The organism is Mucilaginibacter sp., assembly GCF_039925265.1.
In the GTDB taxonomy this organism is placed as follows: Bacteria; Bacteroidota; Bacteroidia; order Sphingobacteriales; family Sphingobacteriaceae; genus Mucilaginibacter.
Genome location: NZ_JBDSZG010000038.1, coordinates 120118 through 142801 on the forward strand (window position 1 = coordinate 120118; position 22684 = coordinate 142801).

Here is a 22684-nt window from a genome sequence, read left to right on the forward strand (position 1 = left end):
CCTTTTTGTTTTTAAAATAATGACCAGAATATCTACAATTAAGTTTGCCCTTTTAATGGTAACCTGCCTGGCGCTTGGCCGGCCGGTTGCCCATGGGCAAGCCAGTGAAGTAACTATTGATCTCGATGTGGCAAAAACGTATCAAACCATCAGCAATTTTGCTGCTTCTGATGCGTGGGCCGGCCAGTTTGTTGGCAATTGGCCCGATGCCAAGCGCGAAAAAATAGCCGACCTGCTATTTAGCCTTGATAACAACGCAGATGGCTCGCCCAAAGGGATCGGCTTGTCGTTATGGCGGTTTAATATTGGCGGGGGAAGTACGCAACAGGGTGCTGCGAGCGGTATAAGAGATGAATGGCGGCGTGCTGAATCATTTTTAAATAATGATGGCGGTTACAACTGGCAAAACCAGGCCGGGCAAATATGGTTTTTAAAAGCCGCGAAGAAACGCGGTGTAAACCAGTTTTTAGGTTTTACTAATACGCCACCCGTGCAGTTTACCAGCAACGGTAAAGCGTATGCAAATGGGGGTAAGGTAAATATAGCCCCGGATAAATACGATGCGTTTGCCGGTTACCTGGTAAACACCATAAAAGGAATAGAGAAAACAAGCAACGTAAAGTTTAATTATATAAGCCCCATAAACGAACCCCAATGGGATTGGAGCGATGGAGGGCAGGAAGGCTGCCCCTACACTAATTCAGAAGTAGCAGGCCTGGTACGATCGATCAGCAGTAAATTCAATGAAAAAAAGATCGGCTCGAGAATCCTGGTAGCTGAGGCAGGAAGTATCAATTACTTATTCACTAAGGGCGACAAAGCCGGTAAGGGAAACCAAGTAAGCGACTTTTTTAAAGCCGGATCGCCAAACTATATTGGCAATCTGCCCAATGTTAGCCATACCATTGCGGCGCATAGCTATTTTACAACCTCTCCCTTGGCATCGTCGGTAAAAGCCCGTAAGGCATTGGCGGATACTATTGCACAGGTAAAGGGTCTAAACTTCTGGCAATCGGAATATTGTATCCTTGGAGATAATGGCGGGGAGATAAACGGCAACAAACGCGACCTCGGTATTAACGCGGCGCTGTACCTCGCATCGGTCATTCATACCGATCTTGCTGTGGCTAACGCCTCGGCATGGCAATGGTGGACCGCACTCTCGGCCTATGATTATAAAGACGGATTGATATATGTAGATAAAAATAAAACCGACGGAAATTTCTACAGCAGTAAAATGCTATGGGCGTTGGGCAACTACAGCCGCTTTGTAAGGCCCGGTGCCGTGCGCGTTGCTGCCAATGTGTCTTCAGGTTCAATTAACCACCTTTTAGTATCTGCATTTAAAAAAGGTAAGGCTTTAACGCTGGTTATCGTCAATCCATCTGCTGATGCCGTAACTATAAAGTTAAATGTAGGCGCAGCGAAGGTGCAATTCGCATCATCATACCTCACATCGCAAAATGCCGAACTGCAAGCAGGCAAGATATCCGGCAGCAGCAGTGTAATTCCGGCCAGGTCGGTTGTTACCATCACCGGCTCTATCAAAAAAAGCATATAATTCAATGATATGAAAAATAAGGTCTACCTGTTTATTTCGCTGATCGTTTTCATGCTCCCATCCACTGTGTTAAAAGCACAGGACAGGTGGGCGCCTGCTTTATTTAATTCTGGTTGGAGCTTTCATAAAGGTGATATCACAGCCGGAGTTAAGGCTGTAGATGCCGAAGCGGGATGGAAGGCTGTAGATCTGCCGCACGATTGGAGTATTGAAGGTTCGTTTAGTGATGAATGGGCAAGCGCTACAGGGTATCTGCCAGGAGGAATAGGCTGGTATAAAAAAAGTTTCGCGGGCAACAGCAGCTGGCAGGGTAAACAGGTTTATATTTATTTTGATGGGGTTTACAAAAACAGCGAGGTTTGGATAAACGGCCATTTACTGGGCAAGCGCCCAAATGGTTTTATCTCTTTCCAGTACGATCTTACCCCGTACCTGAATTTAAAGGGTAAGAACTCGATTGTTGTAAAAGCGGATCATTCTGATTTCGCCGATTCGCGCTGGTACACAGGTTCGGGTATCTATCGGAACGTTTATCTAATTGTTAAAGATCCCGTGCATATCGATAATTGGGGTATAGCCTTTTCCACACCGCAAGTGTCTGCCGCAAAAGCCGAACTAAAAGTGGAAGCTGCTATCGTCAAAAGTGCTGGTCCGCTAACAGAAGTGACTGTTAAAGTCGGCGTTTATGATGATAACAACAAAGTAGTTGCAGCCCTGCAAAAGACTATAAAACTAAAAGCTGAAAAGCAGTTTATTGAATTTAATCAAAGCATTTCAGCACCTCTTTTATGGAGCGTTGAGAAGCCGAATTTATACAAGCTCCGGGTTTCTGTTATCAGCAAGGGGAAAGAAATTGACGCTGTAACACAATCGGTTGGCATCCGTAGCATAAAGTTTGATAAAGACAAGGGCTTTTTTCTGAATGGAAAAAGCACCAAGCTGAAAGGCGTATGTATTCATGATGATGCCGGCGCTTTGGGTGTAGCCGTTCCCCCGGAAGTATGGGTGCGCCGGTTAAAGATATTAAAAGAGGCCGGCGTAAATTCATTAAGACTGAGCCATAACCCACATGCCGATTACCTGTATGATCTTAGCGATAAGATGGGCTTTTTAGTGATGGACGAAGCTTTTGACGAATGGGCGATAGGTAAAAATAAATGGGTAGCGGGCTGGAATGTTGGCACGCCATCAAAAAATGGGTATCACGAGAATTTTAAAGAATGGGCCGACAGGGACGTTGCCGATATGGTTTTACGGGCGCGCAATCACCCGTCTATTATTATGTGGAGCATTGGTAACGAAATAGATTACCCCAATGACCCCTATACCCACGAAGTGCTCAGCACTGGCCGTAATCCGCAGATCTATGGTAAGGGCTACCTGCCGGATCACCCGGCTGCAAGCGGACTTACACCAATAGCCAAAAAGTTAGTGAACGATGTGAAGGCAATAGATGAAACGCGGCCGGTAACCGCCGCACTTGCGGGCGTAGTGATGTCTAACGAAGTAGGGTATCCTGATGTGTTGGATGTGGTAGGCTATAATTACCAGGAATACCGCTATGCGGATGATCATAAAAAATACCCCAATAGAATTATTTACGGCAGCGAGAACGGGATGCAGCAGCAGGCATGGAACGCTGTTGACAGCAACGAATATATATCCGCGCAATACCTGTGGACGGGTATAGATTACCTCGGAGAGGCCGGTAAATGGCCGCAACGGAGCAACGGCGCGGGAATTATAGATCTGGCAGGCTTTACAAAACCCGAATATTTTTATAGGCAAAGCTTATGGGTCGATAAGCCGATGGTTTATATAGGTGCACGCGAAATTACAAGTGCTGACGACAAAGGTATCTGGAGCCACAGAAACGCCCTGCCCATATGGAACTGGAAGCCCGGCAGCAAAATAAAAATAGATTGCTACACAAATTGCCAGGAGGCCGAGCTTTTCTTAAATGGCCGCTCACTTGGTAAGCAAGCACGCAATACCACCGCTGGTCGTGTGCCTTCGTGGCAGGTTGATTATGAGCCCGGCGAATTGGTGATTAAAGCTTTTAACAACGGCATTGAGGTTTGCAGTAATGTTATAAAAACAGCTGCTGAAGCTTCTCAGCTTAAGGCACTGCCAGACAATGCGCTGTTTGCAGCCAAAACAAAAGGTCTGAGCCAGGTTGAAATAACCATTACCGACAATAAAGGCAACCCCGTTTTTAAGGCCGATAATGAAATAACCGTATCTGTAACAGGCCACGGCAAACTTATCGGGCTGGAAAGCGGAAGCACTACGAGCCACGAAGATTACAAAGGGGCGCAAAGGAAAGCGCTTAATGGCCGCTTGCTGGCTTATATCCAAACAAATGGAACGGCAGGGAAAATACATGTGCTTGTGAGCTCGCCTGGCTTAAAGCCTGCATCTATAACACTCATCGTAAAACAACCAAACTCAATTCAATAGTACAATAACACCCTCTATCGTTTTTTATGAAATTTATAAAACTCTCATTGCTTTCGGCTTTTCTTTCTATCTCACTTGTGGTACAGGCCCAGCAGGGAAAGCACACCTTTTCGCTGAGCGATACCTCTTTTGTGCTCGACGGCAAGCCTCTGCAGATCATCTCCGGCGAAATGCACTATACACGTGTGCCGCGCGAGGCCTGGCGGCAAAGGATGCGCATGGCTAAAGCTATGGGCCTTAACACCATTGGTACCTACGTTTTTTGGAACGTACACGAACCCCAAAAAGGTCAATACGATTTTGTGGGAAATAACGACATAGCCGCGTTTGTGAAAACCGCGCAGGAGGAAGGCCTTTGGGTAATACTACGCCCAAGCCCTTATGTATGTGCCGAGTGGGAATTTGGCGGCTACCCATACTGGCTGGAGAAAGAGGAAGGCCTTGTAGTGCGGAGTAAAGAACCTAAGTACCTGGCGGCCTACAAAAAGTACCTTACACAAGTTGGTAAGCAATTATCACCGCTGCTGGTAAACCATGGTGGTAACATTTTGATGGTGCAGATTGAGAACGAGTACGGCTCTTACGGAAACGATAAAGAATACCTGGAACTGAACCGCAAAATGTTTGTGGATGCAGGTTTTGATGGCCAGCTTTATACCTGCGACCCGGAGCCTGCTATTAAGGACGGGCATTTACCCGGCCTGCTTCCGGCTATAAACGGCATAGACGATGTAAAGAAGGTGAAACAACTTATTGGTGATAACTACGGTGGCAAGGGCCCGTACTTTATTGCAGAATGGTACCCGGCCTGGTTCGATTGGTGGGGAACAAAACACCATACAGTGCCTGCAGAAAACTACCTTACTAAACTGGATGCCGTGCTGGGCGCGGGCGTTTCCATCAACATGTATATGTTTCACGGCGGAACCACCCGTGGGTTCATGAATGGTGCCAACTATAACGATAAAGACCCGTACGAGCCGCAGATCAGCAGCTATGATTATGACGCACCGCTTAACGAGGCCGGTAATGCTACAGATAAATTCATGAAATTCAGATCGGTTATAGCAAAGCACCTGCCTGCGGGGCAAACCCTGCCTGACGTGCCTGCCGCAAAACCATCAATGAGCCTTCCGCCTGTTAAATTTACGCGTTCTGCAAGTGTATTTAGTATATTACCTGCCGCTAAACTAAGCGAAAAACCGCTAAGCTTTGAGGACCTGAACCAGGCTTATGGCTTTGTTTTATATCGTACCACACTAAACGATGCAAAATCGGGATTACTCAAAATTAACGGACTGCGCGATTATGGATTGGTGTATGTTAACGGAAAACGTGTGGCGATACTCGACCGGAGATTAAAGCAGGATAGCGTAAATATCGACCTGCCAAAAGGGAAGGTAGTACTCGATATATTGGTGGAGAATCTGGGCCGTATTAATTTTGGCCCTTATCTGCTCAAAAATAAAAAAGGGATCACCGATAATGTGCTACTGGCTGGCAAAGAAATAAAAAACTGGAAGATGTACGGTTTGCCGTTTAAAGATATCACCAAAGTTGCTTTGAAGCCAGGTATCAACAAAGCAAACCAACCCGTAATAAAAAGCGGTTCTCTTAATTTAACCAAAGTTGCAGATACTTACCTGGATATGAGCAATTGGGGTAAAGGTATCGTATGGATAAACGGCCATAACCTCGGCCGTTACTGGTATATCGGTCCGCAGCAAACGCTATATGTACCAGCAGAATGGTTGAAAAAGGGTGCTAACGATGTGAAAGTACTGGAACTGATCAAGCCGGGGCAAAACGAACTGACCGGGATAGATCATGCGATTCTGGATAAACTAACAGATCAAAAATAATTGGGACGGCCAACTATGCAGATATCAGATTAACGCAGAAAATCTGATACTTGCATTAGGCTCATGTCTATACGGGCAGGTACTTATCAATCACCTTTCCATTTTTGTAAGTGATGGAACTATCTAATTTCAAAATCTTTTGCTCCGTAAAAATGGTAAGTCCCTTGCCAATCGCTACCGGATTCCTGAAGATGTAGTATTCATCAACAAGATTCAGGCTGATGAGCGAACTTGCAAAGTTGGCTCCGCCATAAACCATAATATCCCTGCCCGGTTCATTTTTCAACGACTGTACCGCAACGGTAAGATCTCCGTTCTCCACTTCTAAATTCCGGCCATTAATGGCTGTTTGTGTGTGGCTGAAAACGATCTTGCGCATATTCACCATTAGTTGCGCCAAAGGTTGTTCCGGGCTGTCGGGCAAATTGTCTACCACATTTTCCCAGTGATCGATGAATTCCCGGGTCATTTTACGCCCCAGTAAAATAGTATCGCAGCTCTCTGCCAAGTCAATTACTTTTTCGAAGATGGATTCATCCCTTTCACCGGGGATCCACATCCAGTCCAGCTGGCCGTCCGGCCCGGCTACAAAACCATCAATAGTCATTTGTACCTGTAACTTTAATTTTCGCATAGCAATCGTTTTTAATTGATCGTATTATTTCTATAGCAAATATATACATGCAGCCGATGATTTTGTGGGTGTGTTCGCGACAGGGTAAGGGGGCGATTGTAACTCTCGCCAGATGCTTAATCGCAATCGATGGTATGGCTGAATAAGATTATTATGGAAGAAAAACGCGAAATAGGGATTATGGGCAGATCTTATCAACTGTCAGGACCTGACGGGCAGGCTCATCCAATAACCTGATGCTTTTTCCATCAGTTCCTTTTCCGTATCCCAACGCTTATGCGTTTTTACCTTGACCGAATAAACAAAATAGATGCATCCCCTCCGAACATCTTTCGTCTGATTGCATAGTGAGCCATTCATCCTTCATGTGAGTACTTATTTTGCGCCGCGTCCGACACCTACCAAAATTTTTAAACGGGACAAAATACGATATAAGGTCTTATAAAACAGCTTATTTACAATTTGTAAAAAATCCTTATTTTTATTTAGATTTAGTCTAAGTTTGAATAAAATACTTTTTATGAAGATACATGTAATTATTACACTCCTTTTTCTATCAGCTATTCTCCATGCCCAGGCTCAAACGGGCGCTATAAAGGGTACAATTAACGGCGATAGCGGCGAACCTTTGGCAGATGCTACCTTATTATTAGAACCATCGAATCTGAGCGTGGCGGCCGACGCGAACGGGAATTTCGTTATTTCAGCAGTAAAACCCGGTCAATATATTATACATTCTACTTACCTGGGGTATCAAAAGATCAGCAAAAAAATTATTGTTGAGGAGGCGCGTACATTAAATGTATATCTCATACTCAGCATAAATACAAATGCACTGCAAGGAGTGGAGATCACCGGGCGAAAGGAAAAAACTTACAAAACCAAATCCACTTTCATCGGCAACAAAACCGAAACCGATATTAAAGATCTGCCACAATCGGTATCCTATGCCAGTAAAGAACTAATGTCTGATCAAGGCGCCGTTCGTGTGGGTGATGTGGTTAAAAACTTTAGCGGGGTGTCGCAATTTTCCTTTTATGATGACCTTACCATCCGTGGTTTTAGAGTCAACGGTCAAAGTAATACACAATTGGTTAACGGCCTGCGCTCGAGCACCGGTTTTTGGAAACAACCTTTAACCAATTACCTGGAAAGAGTAGAGGTATTGAAAGGCCCTTCATCTGCCCTGTATGGTAATGCCAGCCCCGGTGGTGTGGTTAACCGTGTCACCAAAAAACCTTTGAGCGAAAGTCGCAAGTCTGTCAGCTTATCATTGGGGAGCTTTAATACTTTTAGGGGACTTGCCGATTTTACCGGCCCGGCTAATAAGGATAGTACACTGCTTTATCGGTTAAACCTTGGCTACGAAGATGCCAACTCATTCCGCGACCTGCAGTTTGATAAAAATGTTATCGTAGCACCCTCTTTAACATTTATTGCATCGCCAAAAACGCATATCAACTTTGATATGGTTTATAATAGCTCAAAAAGCAGGTTAGACAGGGGCCAGTCTGTTATCGGCACCGACCTTTATTCCACCCCGCAATCATTATCATTAAGCACCGGTAACGATTACCTCAACGAGCAAACTTACATTGTTACCTTATCATTAAACCATAAATTTAATGATCATTTCAACTTTAACGCTGCCTACTCAAAAACCGGCTACCAGGAAGAGCTGTATGAGCATCGTGGTGCCAACGTCTATGCAAAAGATAAATTAGGGGCAGATATCCCTAACCTTGTAGCTATGCAGGTTTTTTCGCGCAAGCGTAAACGCTACATAGATAACTTTAGCGGTTACTTTAACTACAACGGCAAAACGGGCGTTATCGAGCATAAGATTGTAGCCGGTTATGATTACGGCAGCGAAAAAACGCCGGTTGGTGCATCGCAATTAACAGCATCGGGCTACCGTAATGCCGCAAATAACGGCACTGTTGCCAATTATGTAGCTAAAGACAGTTTAAAGTACCTGCGCGATGCTAAAGGTAACCCTATACCAAATATACCATCTTTCGATTTAACTAACTCCATAAATTCACAGCGTTTACAGGATGATAGTAAAGCCTTTTTTGCTCCTACAACCTTAGCACCGGCTTTCTACTACTTAAACGCAGGTTACGTGCAAGACCAGCTGAAGCTGGGCAACTTCCAGGCTATAATTGGTGTGCGTTATGAATATTACACTGATTTTGCCAACTACAAAACCGGTACCGAAGCCAAAACCCATTCAAACGCCTGGTTGCCCCGTTTTGGTTTGGTTTACACCGCTACAAAAAATATCAATATCTACAGTACTTATGTGATGGGGTACAACCCGCAAACGGCCGCAACACTGTCAAACCCTAACGCAGGCGGTCCGTTTGATCCGGTGAAAAGTAATATGGTTGAAGTAGGCGCCAAAAGCAGCTGGTTTAACGATAGGTTAGCCATCACCACTTCTGTATACCAGATAGAGCAAAGCAATACGCTTTACAACGCCAACGTTGCCGGCCAGCCAGATCTGCTGAGGCCTGTTGGTAAAGAGCGTTCCCGCGGGATAGAATTTGATGTTACAGGTCGCATTTCCTTAAACTGGAGTGTGCTGGCATCCTACGCGTACAACGATGCAAAAATTACCGAAAGTACCATCCCGGCAGAAGTAGGCGCGCAAAAGCCAAATGCGCCCCGCAACATGGCCAACATCTGGACTCGTTACAACTTAGCACGTGGCCCTTTAAGTGGTTTGGGTATTGGTTTAGGTGCTAACTATGTTGACAAACGTTCCCTATCTATCAACCTGGCACAAACCATTCCGAATTATACCCTGGTTGATGCCGCTTTATTTTATACAATTGGTAAAATGCAGTTGCAGCTGAACGCCAACAACATTACCGGCAAAACTTACTGGGTAGGTGGGTACGACTATATCCGCCTGTTCCCGGGTATACCAAGAAACTACCTGCTAACTATGAACTATTCATTTTAAGCGATATGATCTGGAAAAAAATTAAAGTGGTAGCCGCATGGCTTCATTTATGGATAGGGCTGTTTACGGGTATTGTTGTAGTAATTATATCAGTAACGGGTTGCATACAGGTGTTTGACGAGGAATTGTTTAGCCTGTTCCATAAAAATTTAGTTGAAGTGAAAAGAACCGGCCCTGCAAGGCCGGTTTCGGAATTATTGGCTATCGCCCAAAAAGCTGTCGGAAAAAGCAAGCCTGTAAAGTCTTTTAAAATTGGCGAAGAGAACGACAGTTACGTATTCTCTAACTTTAAAGTGAACGATAAGAAGTACCTAACGCTGAGCTACTTCAGCCAGTTTAAATACAAGGATGATATTTATGTAAACCAATACACCGGCCAGGTTTTGGGTGTTATAGATAGCCGTTACGAGTTTTTTAACGTTGTGGAGCAATTGCACCGCCAGCTGCTATTAGTTAAACCAGTAGGAAGCGTAGTGGTTGGCTCATGTATATTATTGTTTTTGGTGATGATGATAACCGGTTTTATGCTTTGGTTGCCCAAAAACTACCGGCAGTTTAAGCAAAGCATCGGTGTAAAATGGAATGCTAAGTTTAAGCGCGTTAATTATGATGTGCATAACAGCTTTGGTTTTTATGTGCTGCCCATAGCTATACTGATTGCCATAACCGGCCTTACCTGGTCGTTTAAATGGTGGGAGAAAGGTATATACAACCTGTTTGGTTCAGCAAAAAAGGTTGAGTTGACGCGTAAGGCACCCGTTATTGCCAATGCTGATACGACAGCCAACCAACTGGACCAGGTGTTTTATGATATGCAGCAGCAAGTAAAAGGAAACTATAGAACCATTGGCTTTAACTTGCCCGGGAAGGGAGAGCATGTAATGATGAATTACGTATATCTAAAAAACCGCACGGATGGCTGGCGCAACATGAGTTACTATTATTACGATAGCCGCACAGGTAAACTTTTTGATACGCTGATACACGCCAGCAAACCACTTGGCCTAAAATGGCGAAATTCTAATAAGGACATCCATACCGGGCGCATATATGGGTTGCCTACACAGATATTAGCTTTTTTAGTCAGCTTTGTATGTGCATCTTTACCCATTACCGGTTTTTTAATATGGCTGGGTAGGCGTAATAAGAAACCTAAAAAGCGCATCCGAGCGCTATCAAAACAACCCTTTTTAATGATTGAGGGATGATGATAATAACACGGATAATCGAGCGGAGAAACCTTAGTTGGGTTGTAACCGTCTTTCGTGGGTCAAGAGGTCTTCACAGATCTTTTGACCCTTGTTGACTCATCCTTTACCATAGTGCGATTTATCCAGCTTTTTAACTATGGTTTGTCGCGCAGATAAATCTCAAGCGTGCCACCACTCATTATATCGCTGTAGCGTAAAGTTGTTTTGCTTACCGCTTTTCCGTGCCATTTAACTGCATAAATGTATTTGGCATTTTTGCTTGCTTTGCGACGGGCTATCTCAAACAATTTACCATTTGGTAGCGCAATAGCTACCTTATCAAACAAAGGCGCGCAAAGAAGAAACTCCCCCGAAACAGGGTTTAACGGGTAAAAACCCATCGACGCAAACATATACCAGGCCGACATTTGACCGGCATCGTCATTGCCACCTAAACCACCCGGGCCATCGCTGTACTCATCAGCTAAAATTTTACGCACAGCATCCTGTGTTTTCCACGGCGATGCGGTATAGTTATACATAAACGGGATCTGGTGCCCTGGCTCATTGCCGTGCCAATACTCGTTTTTGGCAAACAGGCTGTCTAAATTGTTTTCAAGTTTTTTGCTCCCGCCCATTAATTTGGTCAGGCCGGGTACGTCATGCGGTACATAAAAAGTATACTGCCTTGCTGTACCTTCCGTAATATAAGTTTCTTTTTTATCAGGGTCAAAAGGGGAGGACCAGGAGCCATCCGCATGGCGCCCCCGCACAAAGCCGGATGTTTTGTCAAAAACATTGACGTAATAACCGGCTCGTTTGTTCAACGTTTCATAATCTGTTGTTTTATGCAAGCCCTTAGCAAATTGAGCCAAAGCATAATCGTCATAAGCGTATTCCATGGTACGGCTCACTTGCTCCATTTTGTGGAAGGCATCTAAAACGCTGTCTTCAACGGGGATGTATTTATATTTTAAATAGCTGTCCAATGCACGGCGACCCTTGCCCTCTACATAATCGCTGTTGCTTGCCGGAGTATCGAAAGCATTGTGCCTTAACAGCTGGTAGGCCTCGGTAACGTTGTAATTGCGAATGCCTTTTAAATAGGCGGAGCTGATAACTGAAGTGGTATGGTCACCTATCATTTCGGATGTATAGCTGTTCCAGCAGGGGAAGATAGGCATCCAGCCCGCTTGCCTGCCTTTTAATATTAATGATTGTACAAGGTTGTTAACCAATTTAGGTTTAAGTATCTCAAACAAAGGTATCTGCGCACGGTAAATATCCCACATGGAAAAATCATCATAGTAATTGCCCTGTGTAAGTTTTTCATTTTTATATGATGACGAAAAACGTGGGTAAACTCCATCAACATCGTTATACAAACGCGGCTGCTGCATAGCATGATAATACGCGGTGTAAAAAATGCGCTTATCGCGTTCAATAGCGGTTGTTATTTTAACCTGGCTTAGTGCCTTTTGCCATAGTTGTTTGTTGGCTGCGGCAAGTTGCGCAAAGTTAAAACCCGGCATTTCTGCTTCAAGGTTTTTACGGGCTCCTGCTACGCTTGTAAAAGAAGTTCCTATCCTGATGGTTATCTTTTCGCCTTTATTGAGTTTAAAGCCGGCGTAAGCACCTATATCAACACCGTTTTTAATACTATCAACTTTCAATACTTTATCGCCGACGAAAGTTCCGGAGTTTGTTAAACTACGCTCAAAACGTATCACAAAATAACCGCTAAAGCCTGCACTTTTACCCCAGCCCTGGTAAATGCGGTGCGCCGGGTTATAGCCGGATATTTCACCCTTCTTAGCATCAATCTTAATAAAACCTTCATGATAATTACTGTTGGGTGTAATAAGCAGGTACAGGCTATCGGCTTTATCCATTGTAAACTGCATCATCCCACAACGTTCGGTAGCCGTTACGGCGGCCGTAAGCTGGTATTGCTTTAAGCTGATCTGGTATAGGTTGGGCGCTTCTATTTCATCGGTATGGGTAAAATTAGCAGGGTAATTGCTTGTTTTTAGCTTGCCGCTTATGGGCATAACGGTAAAGCTGCCATAATCCTGCATACAGGAGCCGCTTATCCAATGTGTGCCACGCAAACCGCTGAATTGGTTGTCTTTATAGTAATAGGGTGGAATACATTTAGCTTCGCCGGGTTGAGTTTGGGGCGTCCACTGTGTCATGGCAAAGGGTACAGTTACAGCTGGTATGGTATTGGCAAAGTTAGCCAGTACCGAACCATGTTTTAAAGCAGCCGAAGTGGTTGCCGAGGCTGTACCCGCCATAGGCTGCACGTATTGAACCACATCCTGAGCATAGCTTGCAGCAAACCAGCATGTAAATAAAGAACAAACCGAATATTTAAAGATCTTTTTCATTTTACCCTACTTTAGTAATGGCGGTGGCAATAGGTTTTAGTTTGAATGCAAATTTATGCAAAGCTTTGTTGGTGATAGTGTTTATTACGGTGGTGTTCGATGTTATTAATAAGCACCTGCTCAAAAAAGAGCAGGTGCTTAGCGGGCAGATAGATCTTCTGTTATTGTTGTGTAGACACTTGCAGGGCCAGTATATGCGCTGCTTAATACCCCGGGTTTTGTGTTAAATTGGGGTTTAATTGTATCTCCCGTAAAGGAATAGGGAACAAGTTCAACGTTGCGCTAATATTACCAATAGTGCCGTTTATAGCTCCCGGGCTGGTTTTAAAGGCCGTCATCACCTGAACATAGGTTCCCCAACGTACCAGGTCAAACCATCTTTCAGCTTCAAAACAAAGTTCTACCCGCCTTTCGTTGCGGATAGCGGTACGCGCATCAGCTTGTATTAAACCAAGCTTTGGAGCAAGATTTGCCCTGGTGCGAACCAGGTTAAGCTGAGTTAAAGCCTCAAGGGTTTTACCGTTCTCGTTTAGTGCTTCTGCGTAAAGTAATATCACATCGCCGTAGCGTAAAATCGGCCAGTCGTTATCGCCTTCGCTTACACCTGTAACGCTGGAATAAATGAATTTTTTAGCGTAGTAGTATACCAAACTGCCCGAAGTAAATACACCAATTGATGTGGCTAAGCGGCTATCGCCGGGTTCAAAAGCATTATAAAGGCTCGAGGTGCCAACATTATTACTGTTGCCCGTAACCGATGCCGTAATAGTTGTACCCGATGGCTGTGGCACAAAGCCCCTGGCAAAAGTATTACCCTCGCCATAACCACCACCAATGTATTGAACCGAAAATATAATATCCTTGTTATTATCGTTACCCAAGCCAAATACCTGGTTGTAAGGTATTAACGTGCCTGCGCTTGCTACAACCGGAGCTAAAATTGTTTCGGCTTGTGCAAATTTATTCTCAAACATATAAACCTTACCCAACAATCCATTGGCAGCAATGCTGGTTGCACGGCCAATATCGGTACCCGTGTAAGATGCCGGCAATACGGCAGCAGCTTCGGTAAGGTCCTTTTCTATTTGGGCGTAAACAGCAGCCGTTGTAGCACGATTATAGGTATAAGCCTGTTGTTCTGATGTGATCTCGGTAAGCACCAAAGGTACACCGCCAAACATACGTACCAGGTTAAAGTACATTAAGGCACGTAAAAATTTAGCCTGGCCGGTATAGCTATCACGGTTAGCCTGGCTCATAACAGGGGTACCTACGTGGCCCAAAACAATATTGGCATAAGCGATGGTAGCGTAAAAGCGCTGCCATGCGTTCTGAAGGTTGGTTGAGGTAGCATTCCAGGTTAGTTTATCTTCCTCACCATACAATACTTCGCTTTCGCCATAGGTTTGGGTATTGTCTGATGTGATCTCACCAAAGCCATATTGCTCGTTATAAATAGGCCTTAAGCTGCTGTATGTGCCGTTTAGCGCGGCTTTAATATCTATTTCGGTATTGTAATAAGTACTTACAGGGACTATTCCCTGTGGGGTAATATCTACAAAAGACTTATTGCACGATGGCAATACAACAGCCAGCGCCAATATTGATATACTGCTTATAATTAGTTTTTTAATTTTCATGATTTTTAAGTTAAAGCAATTAAAATCCAAAATTTACACCTACAATAAGTGTGCGTGCTGTAGGGTAGGTTCCCTGGTCAACACCCGGGGTTGTTGGGTCACCACCCATAATATTGGCTTCGGGGTTATAGCCCGAGTATTTGGTGACGAGAAAAGGATTTTGCGCCGTAAAATATATTCTTGCCGATTTGATGAACAGTTTGGTTAACGCTCTCTCGCTCATGCGGTAACCCAGTGTAATATTTCTTACCCTCATATACGACCCGTTCTCTACATCCAGTTGTACAAGTGCATTACCCGGATTTACAAAACCACCCGATCCGGGGATAGGATAAAGAACATCTTTGTTTGGTGATGCCGGATCGAAGTAATTCTTGTAATAAACACTCAGCGAGTTTTGATTGTTGTTGCCTGTGATAGTTTGGCGGTTATTGCCGTTAATAATATTTACACCCTGTACCCCTTGTATCAAAATGCTCAGGTCGAAATTTTTGTACTGAAAGGTATTGGTCAAACCGTAAGTGAAATCTGGCAAACCGTGGCCTAATACGGTAATATCATTAACGTCAATTTTACCATCGCCGTTTTGATCTTTTATCATCCAGTCGCCAGCTACGTTACCTGATGCAGCTTTTGGATTATTAGCCAGGTCGGCAGCGTTTTTAAACACGCCTGTTACTACATAACCATACATTAAACCTAATGGTTGGCCCACCTTAACCTGGTAAACGTTGTTCCAACCGTTCATGGCAGCAACAGCCGGCAATGCAGCGGGGCCACCTAAATCTAATACCTTGGTTTTGTAGGTAGATAAGTTGGCGTTGGTATTCCAACGCACTTTACCAAGGTTAAAACCTGTGCTTAAAGTAAACTCTAAACCGTGGTTACTTAATTTACCTAAGTTAGCTTTATAGGTGGTGGCATTACCGGCGGTTGTGGCATAACCAACAGTAAGCGGTAAGGCTTTATTTAATAACATACCGTTCGAGTTACGTGAAAAGTAGTCGGCAGTAAAAACGATAGCATTATCTAATAAGCCAATGTCCAGCCCGATACTTGTTTGATCATTTTTTTCCCAGGTTAGGTCCGGGTTAGCAAAACCAGTTTGCTGCGTTCCAAATACCCTATTGTTGCCCGATGCGTAATTTTTATTAAGCGCTATAGCGTTTACATAGGTAAAGCTCCCAATGTTTGCATTACCGGTTCTGCCGTAGCCACCTCTTAACTTTAACTCGTTAATTTTTAATTTTTCTAAAGTTGGTTTCAAAAAGGGCTCTTCGGCTAAGCGCCAGCCTGCGGAGAACGATGGAAATACAGCATACCGGTTGTTTGGCCCAAAACGGGATGAAGCATCCTGGCGGACGGCAGCTGTGAATAGGTATTTCTTATTATAATCGTAAGTTACACGGCCTGCGTATGATACAAAGGTATTGGCATCAAATAATTCGGTACCTACTGTATTTGGTGATGCAAGCGGGCTCTCTACAGCTGTAGTAATAAATGTACCCGGCAAACCGGCGGTATAATTTATTTGCGAATTATATTTCTGTGCAGAAAATAACCCCAGTAAGTTAAAGTGATGATTGCCTATTTGCTTATTATAAGTTGCTGTGTTTTCCCAAACCCAGTCAAAGCTTGTACGCGAATTGTCTGACGCGTAAATACCAGCCAGCTGTGGGTTTGAATCTGAAGCTGTTGGCGCCGAGCTGTAAGCCATTGTACCGGGCACGTAAGCATGTACCTGCTCATTTTCTAAGGTTGCCCCTAAATAGGTTTTCAATTTCAGATCATGAATAGGGGAGTACTCCAGAAATGTATTACTTAATGTTCTGAATGCCCTTGAACGGTTGATAGATTTGCTTAAAATGTTTACAGGGCTGTAAAAGTTAGCTGCTGAAAAAACAGCGCTTGGTGACAGGTTATAACCCAGATCGCGGTCATAAGGTTCCTGAAAATCGCCATTTGCTTTGTAAACCGGTACGATGGGCTGAAAAGTTAGGGCCTGATTAAGCGGACTGGGTAAATTTAAATTTGCAACTAAACCCGGTACACCAACTAAAAGATCGCCGGGGTTAGCACCAGCGCCACTCGCCTGGCCAGACGAAGGCTGCCTGAATTGCTCGGCATAAGATGGTGAAATAGAAAAACCAAACTTAAGGTTTTTTACCAGGTCGGCATCTAAGTTTAACCGGGTAGTATAGCGGCTATAATCTGTACCTATCAATACACCTTGCTGTTTATAAAAGCCAGCTGATGCGTTAAAACGTACTTTTTCGCTTCCGCCAGATGCATTCAATTCAAAATTGCTTAACGGTGCTGTTCTGAAAATGGCCTTCTGCCAATCTACATCGGGGAAACCCGATACATCGCCATCTAAAACAGAGGGATACTGCAATTTTTTTATCCGGCTTAGATCTTTAACCTGGTCTACATATTCGTTCCTTTTCAAAACATTTATAAACTTGGTAACCTGCTGTAAACCTGTGTATGCACTAACAGAGAATACCGTTTTACCCGCCTTGCCACGTTTAGTAGTAACCAATACAACACCATTGGCCGCACGTGAACCATAAATGGCTGCTGAAGCAGCATCTTTCAATACTTCTATCGATTCGATATCGCCGGGGTTGATCAGGTTAAAGTTTGATGCAGTTTCGAGCGGGTAGCCGTCTACCACATAAAGCGGGTCGTTGGATGAGCTTAATGAACTTACACCACGTATCCGGATGGTTGGGGCAGCACCTGGTTTTGCACCTTGGTCTGATTGTACCTGCACACCTGCCGCCAAACCTGCTAAGGCTTCACCCGGAGTGCTCACCGGTTGGTTGCTTATATTTTTGCCGTCAACTTTGGTAATAGCAGCCGTAACGGTGGTTCTTGATTGCGTGCCGTAGCCCACTACAACAACATCATTCAAGGTGCGGGGTGAATCGGCCAGGGTAACATCGATGAGGGTTTTGTCGCCTACTACAATTTCCTGGCTAACCAAACCAATAAATGAGAATATCAGCACGCTGGAACTGTTAGGTACCTTAATGGAGTATGCGCCATTAACATCAGTAACCGTACCAATTTGTGTGCCTTTTATCATCACACTAACGCCGGGTAAAGTTTGGCCTTTGCTATCGCTTACTTTACCTGTAATAGTTATGGCAACGGCTATCTCGGGTTTAATAATAATTTTCCGGTGTTTAATAACAACGGTATTGTTATCGCCAAAAATTATCTCGGCAGGCAGGTTGGCAAAGCATTGTTCCAATACACTTTTTAGCGCTGCTTTATTGGCGTTAATGGTAACAGGGCTTGTTGCTTTAATAATGCTTGCATCGCACAAAAAATTATAGCCCGTTTGTTTGGTTAATTGATTTAATACTTTTTTTACGGGCGTGTTTTTAACATTTAAGCTAACCTCTTGTGCAAAGCCGGTTGCGCCTACCTGTAAAATTGTGATCATTAAAATAATAACCGTAAGTTTAATACTCATAATTATTTTTTGAGTGACTGAAATATTTGGCTTGGTTGTGCCAGTTTTTTTCAGAATTAATTCAGGTTCATAGCAAGGCATCTCCCCGCACTTTAGTGCAGTAAAAATTTTATACATTTGTTTTAGGATTAAAATTGGTTACGTAATAATTGGTTTTATCCGCATTAGCGCTCACCCGCTAAGCCAGGCCGGGGGTACTCGCAATACTCCCGGTTTTTGGATGTTTTTTCTGATTAAGGGTAGTAATTATTTGCCTATAACGATCACCCTCCTTCCCTCCACAACAAAGTGGACTTTATCCATCAATTCAATATTTTTAAGCAGATTGGTTAACGTTTTTGAGCGGGAGTAGTTTCCATCGAAGTTAACAGAGGTCATGTCTCCTTTAAAATCCACATCCACGTCGTACCACCGCGAAACCTTTTTCATAACGGTGGTAATGTTCTCGTTGTTAAACTGGAACAGGCCGTTTTTCCAGGCCATAACCTCGTCAATATTGGCATCTTGTACGGTTATGCCCCCGGCTGGGTTGTTAACAGCCATTTGCCCGGGTTTTAACAATGATGTGGTGTTTTTGTAATTCACTTTAACCGAACCTTCAAGCAGCGTAGTAGTAATCTCTTGTTCATCGGTATAGGCGCTGATGTTGAAATGCGTACCCAATACCTCAACCACCTGTTTGTTGTTCACGTTTACTCTAAACGGCATGGCCTTGTTTTTAGCTACTTCAAAATAAGCTTCGCCTGTAAGGGTAACCTTTCTTTCAGATCCAATAAATGCAGTAGGGAAGGTTAATGATGATGATGAGTTTAGCCATACCCTGGTGCCATCCGGTAATACAATATCATATTTGCCGCCACGTGGAATGGTGATGGTGTTTAATGCCGCCTGGGCGGCCAACTGATTAGCTCCGCTGTTTTTAACAACAAGCCCATCACCAGATTTTGATATGGCAACATCCCCCTGCTTGCTTAGCAAGCCGTTCTTAGCGTTATCAAGTACAATGCTTTGGCCGGTTGATAAGGTTAATACAGCTTTGTTGCTGCCGGGTTGAATTTCTGCCGATGGTATATTATTATGCTTTGCAGTATATGATATTTGTAAGGTGTTTCTTTTTAAAACAAGGTATAGGCCTGTACAAGTGAATAATAGCAGCGACGCGGCAATCGCAGCAATCCTCCATGGTTTAAACGTGATGATTTTTGGTTTTTGCTCGCTAAGGCTATTTTGAAGGCGGGCTTGCAGTAATCCTTTTATGCGAGCCTTATCGCCCATCATATTGGTATCCCATAGCGGATCATCTATTCCAAATTCATGCTGATAGTTTTTTATCAAAGCAATTTCTTCGGGTGTACAAATACCTTTAAAATACTTCTCGCAAAGAGAGAGATACTGTTCTTCAGTCATGAAATGAGATCCTTTTGTGGTTTATTGATCGGTTACATAATTATAGATACATACCAGGGCTGCAACACACACGTAAAAGGAAGAAATATTTAACACAACGCACAAGTGTCTAATAAACAGTTATTTAAATTTATTGCTGTTAAATAGCTGCAACATGCATTTTTTTAACAATTTATAATACATAGCTTTATATTACCGATTGTATGCTAAACAAAAGTTTAACAGACTCCCAATTAATTGAGGCTATCCTAAATAACGATGAACAAGCTTTTAATCAGTTGTTTGAACGTTATTGGTCGCGGGTGTATGCTGTTGCTTATAAATGTGTTAAGGACGAGGAGCTTAGCCTTGAAATAACCCATGATATATTCATCAATATTTGGAACAAACGGTCCCAATTACATATCGAAAATTTTAAAGCATACGTAGTAACAGCGGCCAGTTATCATGGCATCCGTAAAAGGCAAACGTTGAAAGCCACACCTATCCAGTATGTTGAAGATTACGAATACGTAGAAGATTATGACTACGCAACCAATCATCGCTCGGACGCGAATGAGGGTGAGGCAAAACTATGCCGGCACGATTTTGATATAAAGGTTGAGTCGTTGCTGAATGACCTACCAAAAAAATGCCGCGAAATTTATTTGCTGAGCAGAAAAGACAACCTCACCATTACCGAGATAGCCGAAAAGTTGAATATCTCAAAACGAACCGTGGAGAACCAATTAACCAGTGCCTTAAAGCATTTGCGTACTTCGTTAAAGTATATTGTGTTGTTAGCCACCATATTAAAATTGTAAGCAAAATGTTTAAGGTTGCGCCTGATACATCCACTACGGTAGCCTATTTATTTTAATGCTCACTTAATAATTAGCAAATATCCCCCGCTTTTACATGCAGAATGCGGTAGTCAGCTTTTCAGAATACCAGTTCTAAGGGAAGTTTATCCACTTATTTGGTAATTAGTGTTATTTTAACAATTATTTTTAGTTAAGGCTTGTATTTAAAAAAAATACATTTAGCTTAGTGTAATGAAACCAACACGGTACGCCGTGCAATTATAAACTTTTGCTTTTCCTGATGTTACATGACTGTTTTGCGTAAAGAAGCATTTATATACTATTAAAGTTTTTTTCAACTAGATGATCAGCCTTAATACCCCAAGCATTTCTAAAGCTGAGTCGGAACTGCAACTCGATGACGCATTTTTATTGCGACAGGTTAGCTGTGGTTGTGAGCAATCTTTTAATACGCTTTTTACGAAATATTGGGAAAAGGCCTTTGCAGATGCTTTTAAGCGGATAAAGGACGCCGACCTTGCGAAAGACATAGTGCAGGAAGTGTTTGTACATATTTGGGTGAAAAGAGAAACAGTGCATATTTTGAATTTGCCCGCTTACCTAAATGTTGCTGTACGGAACAAGGTATTTAAACAGGTGGAGAAGCGAGCATTGCATAGCCCCTTTTTTGATGTGCTGGACAACGTTCCTTCGCATTACAGAGCTGATGAAAACCTGCTTTGGAAAGAGTTTTTTAGTTCTTACGAGGATTTGGTGAAAAGCCTCCCGGCGAGTCGGCAAACTATTTTTCGCCTGCATTACCAGGAAGATCTAAGCACAAAAGCTATTGCTACAGAACTGGGCATTTCCAGGAAAACTGTTCAAAATCAGTTGGGGAAGGTAATGAAGAAGTTAAAAGTATCCTTGTTGCCTTTGCTACCGCTGCTCGCATTTATTTTTTAAGGTAATACTGAAAAATAAATTTTCAAGAGCGATGGGACTTTATCGTTTTTTTGGGTCATATAGGCAACCAACCGATTAAACTGTTTTAAATGGACAAGAAATATTTCCTCGAATTGTTGTTGAAGCACCGTAAAGGTATGGCGACTGCGGAGGAAAAACAGTTTTTAATAAAATTCTATGATGCGGTTGCCTCCGAAGCAGATGTGATTGAATTAATGGATGCCGATGAAAAGCAAGCTTTGAAACAGGATATTCAAAACGCGATATGGGGGGAAATTCAGCAGCAAGAGAAAAAAAACGTTGTTGTACTAAAAACCCGGTATTTGCGCAAGATAGCAGCTGTGGTATTCGTATTAGTTTGCGCCACCTCTGCATTGTTTCTCGTCCGCAACCAGCATTCACAAAACAACTTTACACAGCCCGGAAAAATACAGCAGCAATCCAATGTTTTTATGGTGTTACAGGATGGCAGCAGGGTAATTCTGAGCCATGGTAGTAAACTTATCTGCGCACCAGGCTTCGATAGCCTTGCAAAACGCGAAGTTTACCTTTCCGGGCAAGCCTATTTTGATATTAAGCACGATTCGTCCCGGCCATTCATTGTACATACCGGTAACGTTTTTACTACCGTTTTGGGTACCGCTTTTAATATTAAAGCAATCCCCGGCGAGAAAGTTATTACGGTAACCGTAACCAGGGGTAAGGTAAAAGTAAGTGATGAAAGTAAACTGATAGGGGTGATCATACCAAACCAGCAGATCGTTTACAATAAAGGGGCAGCAAGCGCTACCAAAACACACATAACAGCGGCTGTTTTTACCGGTTGGACGACCGAGCATGACCTCTACTTAGAGGATGTTACCGTTGCCGAAGCCGCCAGGTTGTTTGAGGAGCGGTTTAAGGTGAAGATTGGATTTGGCGATGATAGTGTTAAAAATAAACGCTTTACTACTTCTTTTGACAATAGAGCCAGTCTTGATCAGGCGCTAAGAAGCACCTGTGCTTTTAATGATGCAACATACAGTTATAATAAAGACAAAACACTTATAACCATTAACGCAAAAACCAATTAAACCCTTAAATATGAAGAAAATTTATCTAAAACGATCCTTGAAACCTTTTTACGAAGAGCACCTCACTAACTTTTCGGCATAAAAAAACCCGCAGAAACTTCCCGAAGGAAGCGTTCCGCGAGCTTGTTTGACTTTCGACTGCAATCGATTGCCTTACATGTGTTTTAAATTTTTAAATCAATCGAAGACATTAATCACTTAAAACGAATTAAAACTATGAATTTTTCTACAATTTATGCGCACCTGCGGCATTTTACCCAGTTTATG

At 43.2% G+C, this 22684-nt stretch carries 13 protein-coding genes; 8 read left to right on the forward strand and 5 right to left on the reverse strand.

The features are described 5' to 3' along the window. The first annotated feature begins 19 nt into the window (after positions 1-19). The 3 genes from ABIX36_RS17810 to ABIX36_RS17820 are packed head-to-tail and all read left to right on the forward strand — an operon-like array spanning position 20 to position 5883. On the forward strand, positions 20-1561 hold the full coding sequence (locus ABIX36_RS17810; RefSeq protein ID WP_348083523.1) for a glycoside hydrolase: 1542 nt from the start codon (positions 20-22) through the stop codon (positions 1559-1561). Between the two features lie 9 nt (positions 1562-1570). After that, positions 1571-4021, forward strand: a complete 2451-nt coding sequence (locus tag ABIX36_RS17815) for a sugar-binding domain-containing protein (protein WP_348083524.1) — start codon at positions 1571-1573, stop codon at positions 4019-4021. Positions 4022-4047: 26 nt separating this feature from the next. Next, entirely contained in the window at positions 4048-5883 is a 1836-nt protein-coding gene (locus ABIX36_RS17820; RefSeq protein ID WP_348083525.1) for a beta-galactosidase family protein, read from the forward strand. A 67-nt stretch (positions 5884-5950) separates the two neighbouring features. Here ABIX36_RS17820 and ABIX36_RS17825 read toward each other — a convergent pair whose 3' ends face one another. Then, the gene (locus tag ABIX36_RS17825; protein WP_348083526.1) at positions 5951-6517 is read right to left on the reverse strand and encodes a dihydrofolate reductase family protein; all 567 of its coding nucleotides are present in this window, start codon (positions 6515-6517) and stop codon (positions 5951-5953) included. Positions 6518-7037: 520 nt separating this feature from the next. On the opposite strand from ABIX36_RS17825, the gene ABIX36_RS17830 reads away from it, so the two are divergent. Together ABIX36_RS17830 and ABIX36_RS17835 are read left to right on the forward strand one after the other, a co-directional pair. After that, a complete protein-coding gene (locus ABIX36_RS17830) occupies positions 7038-9488 on the forward strand; it encodes a TonB-dependent receptor (protein ID WP_348083527.1) in 2451 nt (816 codons plus the stop codon). A 5-nt stretch (positions 9489-9493) separates the two neighbouring features. Next, entirely contained in the window at positions 9494-10696 is a 1203-nt protein-coding gene (locus ABIX36_RS17835; RefSeq protein ID WP_348083528.1) for a PepSY-associated TM helix domain-containing protein, read from the forward strand. 137 nt (positions 10697-10833) lie between these two features. On the opposite strand, the gene ABIX36_RS17840 is transcribed toward ABIX36_RS17835, so the two are convergent. The 4 genes from ABIX36_RS17840 to ABIX36_RS17855 form a co-directional block, all read right to left on the reverse strand. Further along, on the reverse strand, positions 10834-13068 hold the full coding sequence (locus ABIX36_RS17840; RefSeq protein WP_348083529.1) for a GH92 family glycosyl hydrolase: 2235 nt from the start codon (positions 13066-13068) through the stop codon (positions 10834-10836). Positions 13069-13271: 203 nt separating this feature from the next. Next, positions 13272-14708: a RagB/SusD family nutrient uptake outer membrane protein gene (locus ABIX36_RS17845; protein ID WP_348083530.1), complete on the reverse strand. Its 1437-nt coding sequence runs from the start codon at positions 14706-14708 to the stop codon at positions 13272-13274. Between the two features lie 19 nt (positions 14709-14727). Beyond that, positions 14728-18192 carry a TonB-dependent receptor gene (locus tag ABIX36_RS17850; RefSeq protein ID WP_348083531.1) on the reverse strand — a complete coding sequence of 1155 codons (3465 nt, stop codon included), beginning with the start codon at positions 18190-18192 and terminating at the stop codon, positions 14728-14730. 246 nt (positions 18193-18438) lie between these two features. Continuing rightward, a complete protein-coding gene (locus tag ABIX36_RS17855) occupies positions 18439-19599 on the reverse strand; it encodes a FecR domain-containing protein (RefSeq protein ID WP_348083532.1) in 1161 nt (386 codons plus the stop codon). A gap of 203 nt (positions 19600-19802) precedes the next feature. Here ABIX36_RS17855 and ABIX36_RS17860 point away from each other — a divergent pair, with 203 nt between their 5' ends. The 3 genes from ABIX36_RS17860 to ABIX36_RS17870 all read left to right on the forward strand — a co-directional run bounded on the left by ABIX36_RS17860 (position 19803) and on the right by ABIX36_RS17870 (position 22417). Further along, positions 19803-20402 carry a sigma-70 family RNA polymerase sigma factor gene (locus ABIX36_RS17860; protein WP_348083533.1) on the forward strand — a complete coding sequence of 200 codons (600 nt, stop codon included), beginning with the start codon at positions 19803-19805 and terminating at the stop codon, positions 20400-20402. Between the two features lie 342 nt (positions 20403-20744). Continuing rightward, positions 20745-21344: a sigma-70 family RNA polymerase sigma factor gene (locus tag ABIX36_RS17865; protein WP_348083534.1), complete on the forward strand. Its 600-nt coding sequence runs from the start codon at positions 20745-20747 to the stop codon at positions 21342-21344. Between the two features lie 89 nt (positions 21345-21433). Next, positions 21434-22417, forward strand: coding sequence for a FecR domain-containing protein (locus ABIX36_RS17870; RefSeq protein ID WP_348083535.1), 984 nt, complete (start codon positions 21434-21436; stop codon positions 22415-22417). Positions 22418-22684: the final 267 nt, after the last annotated feature.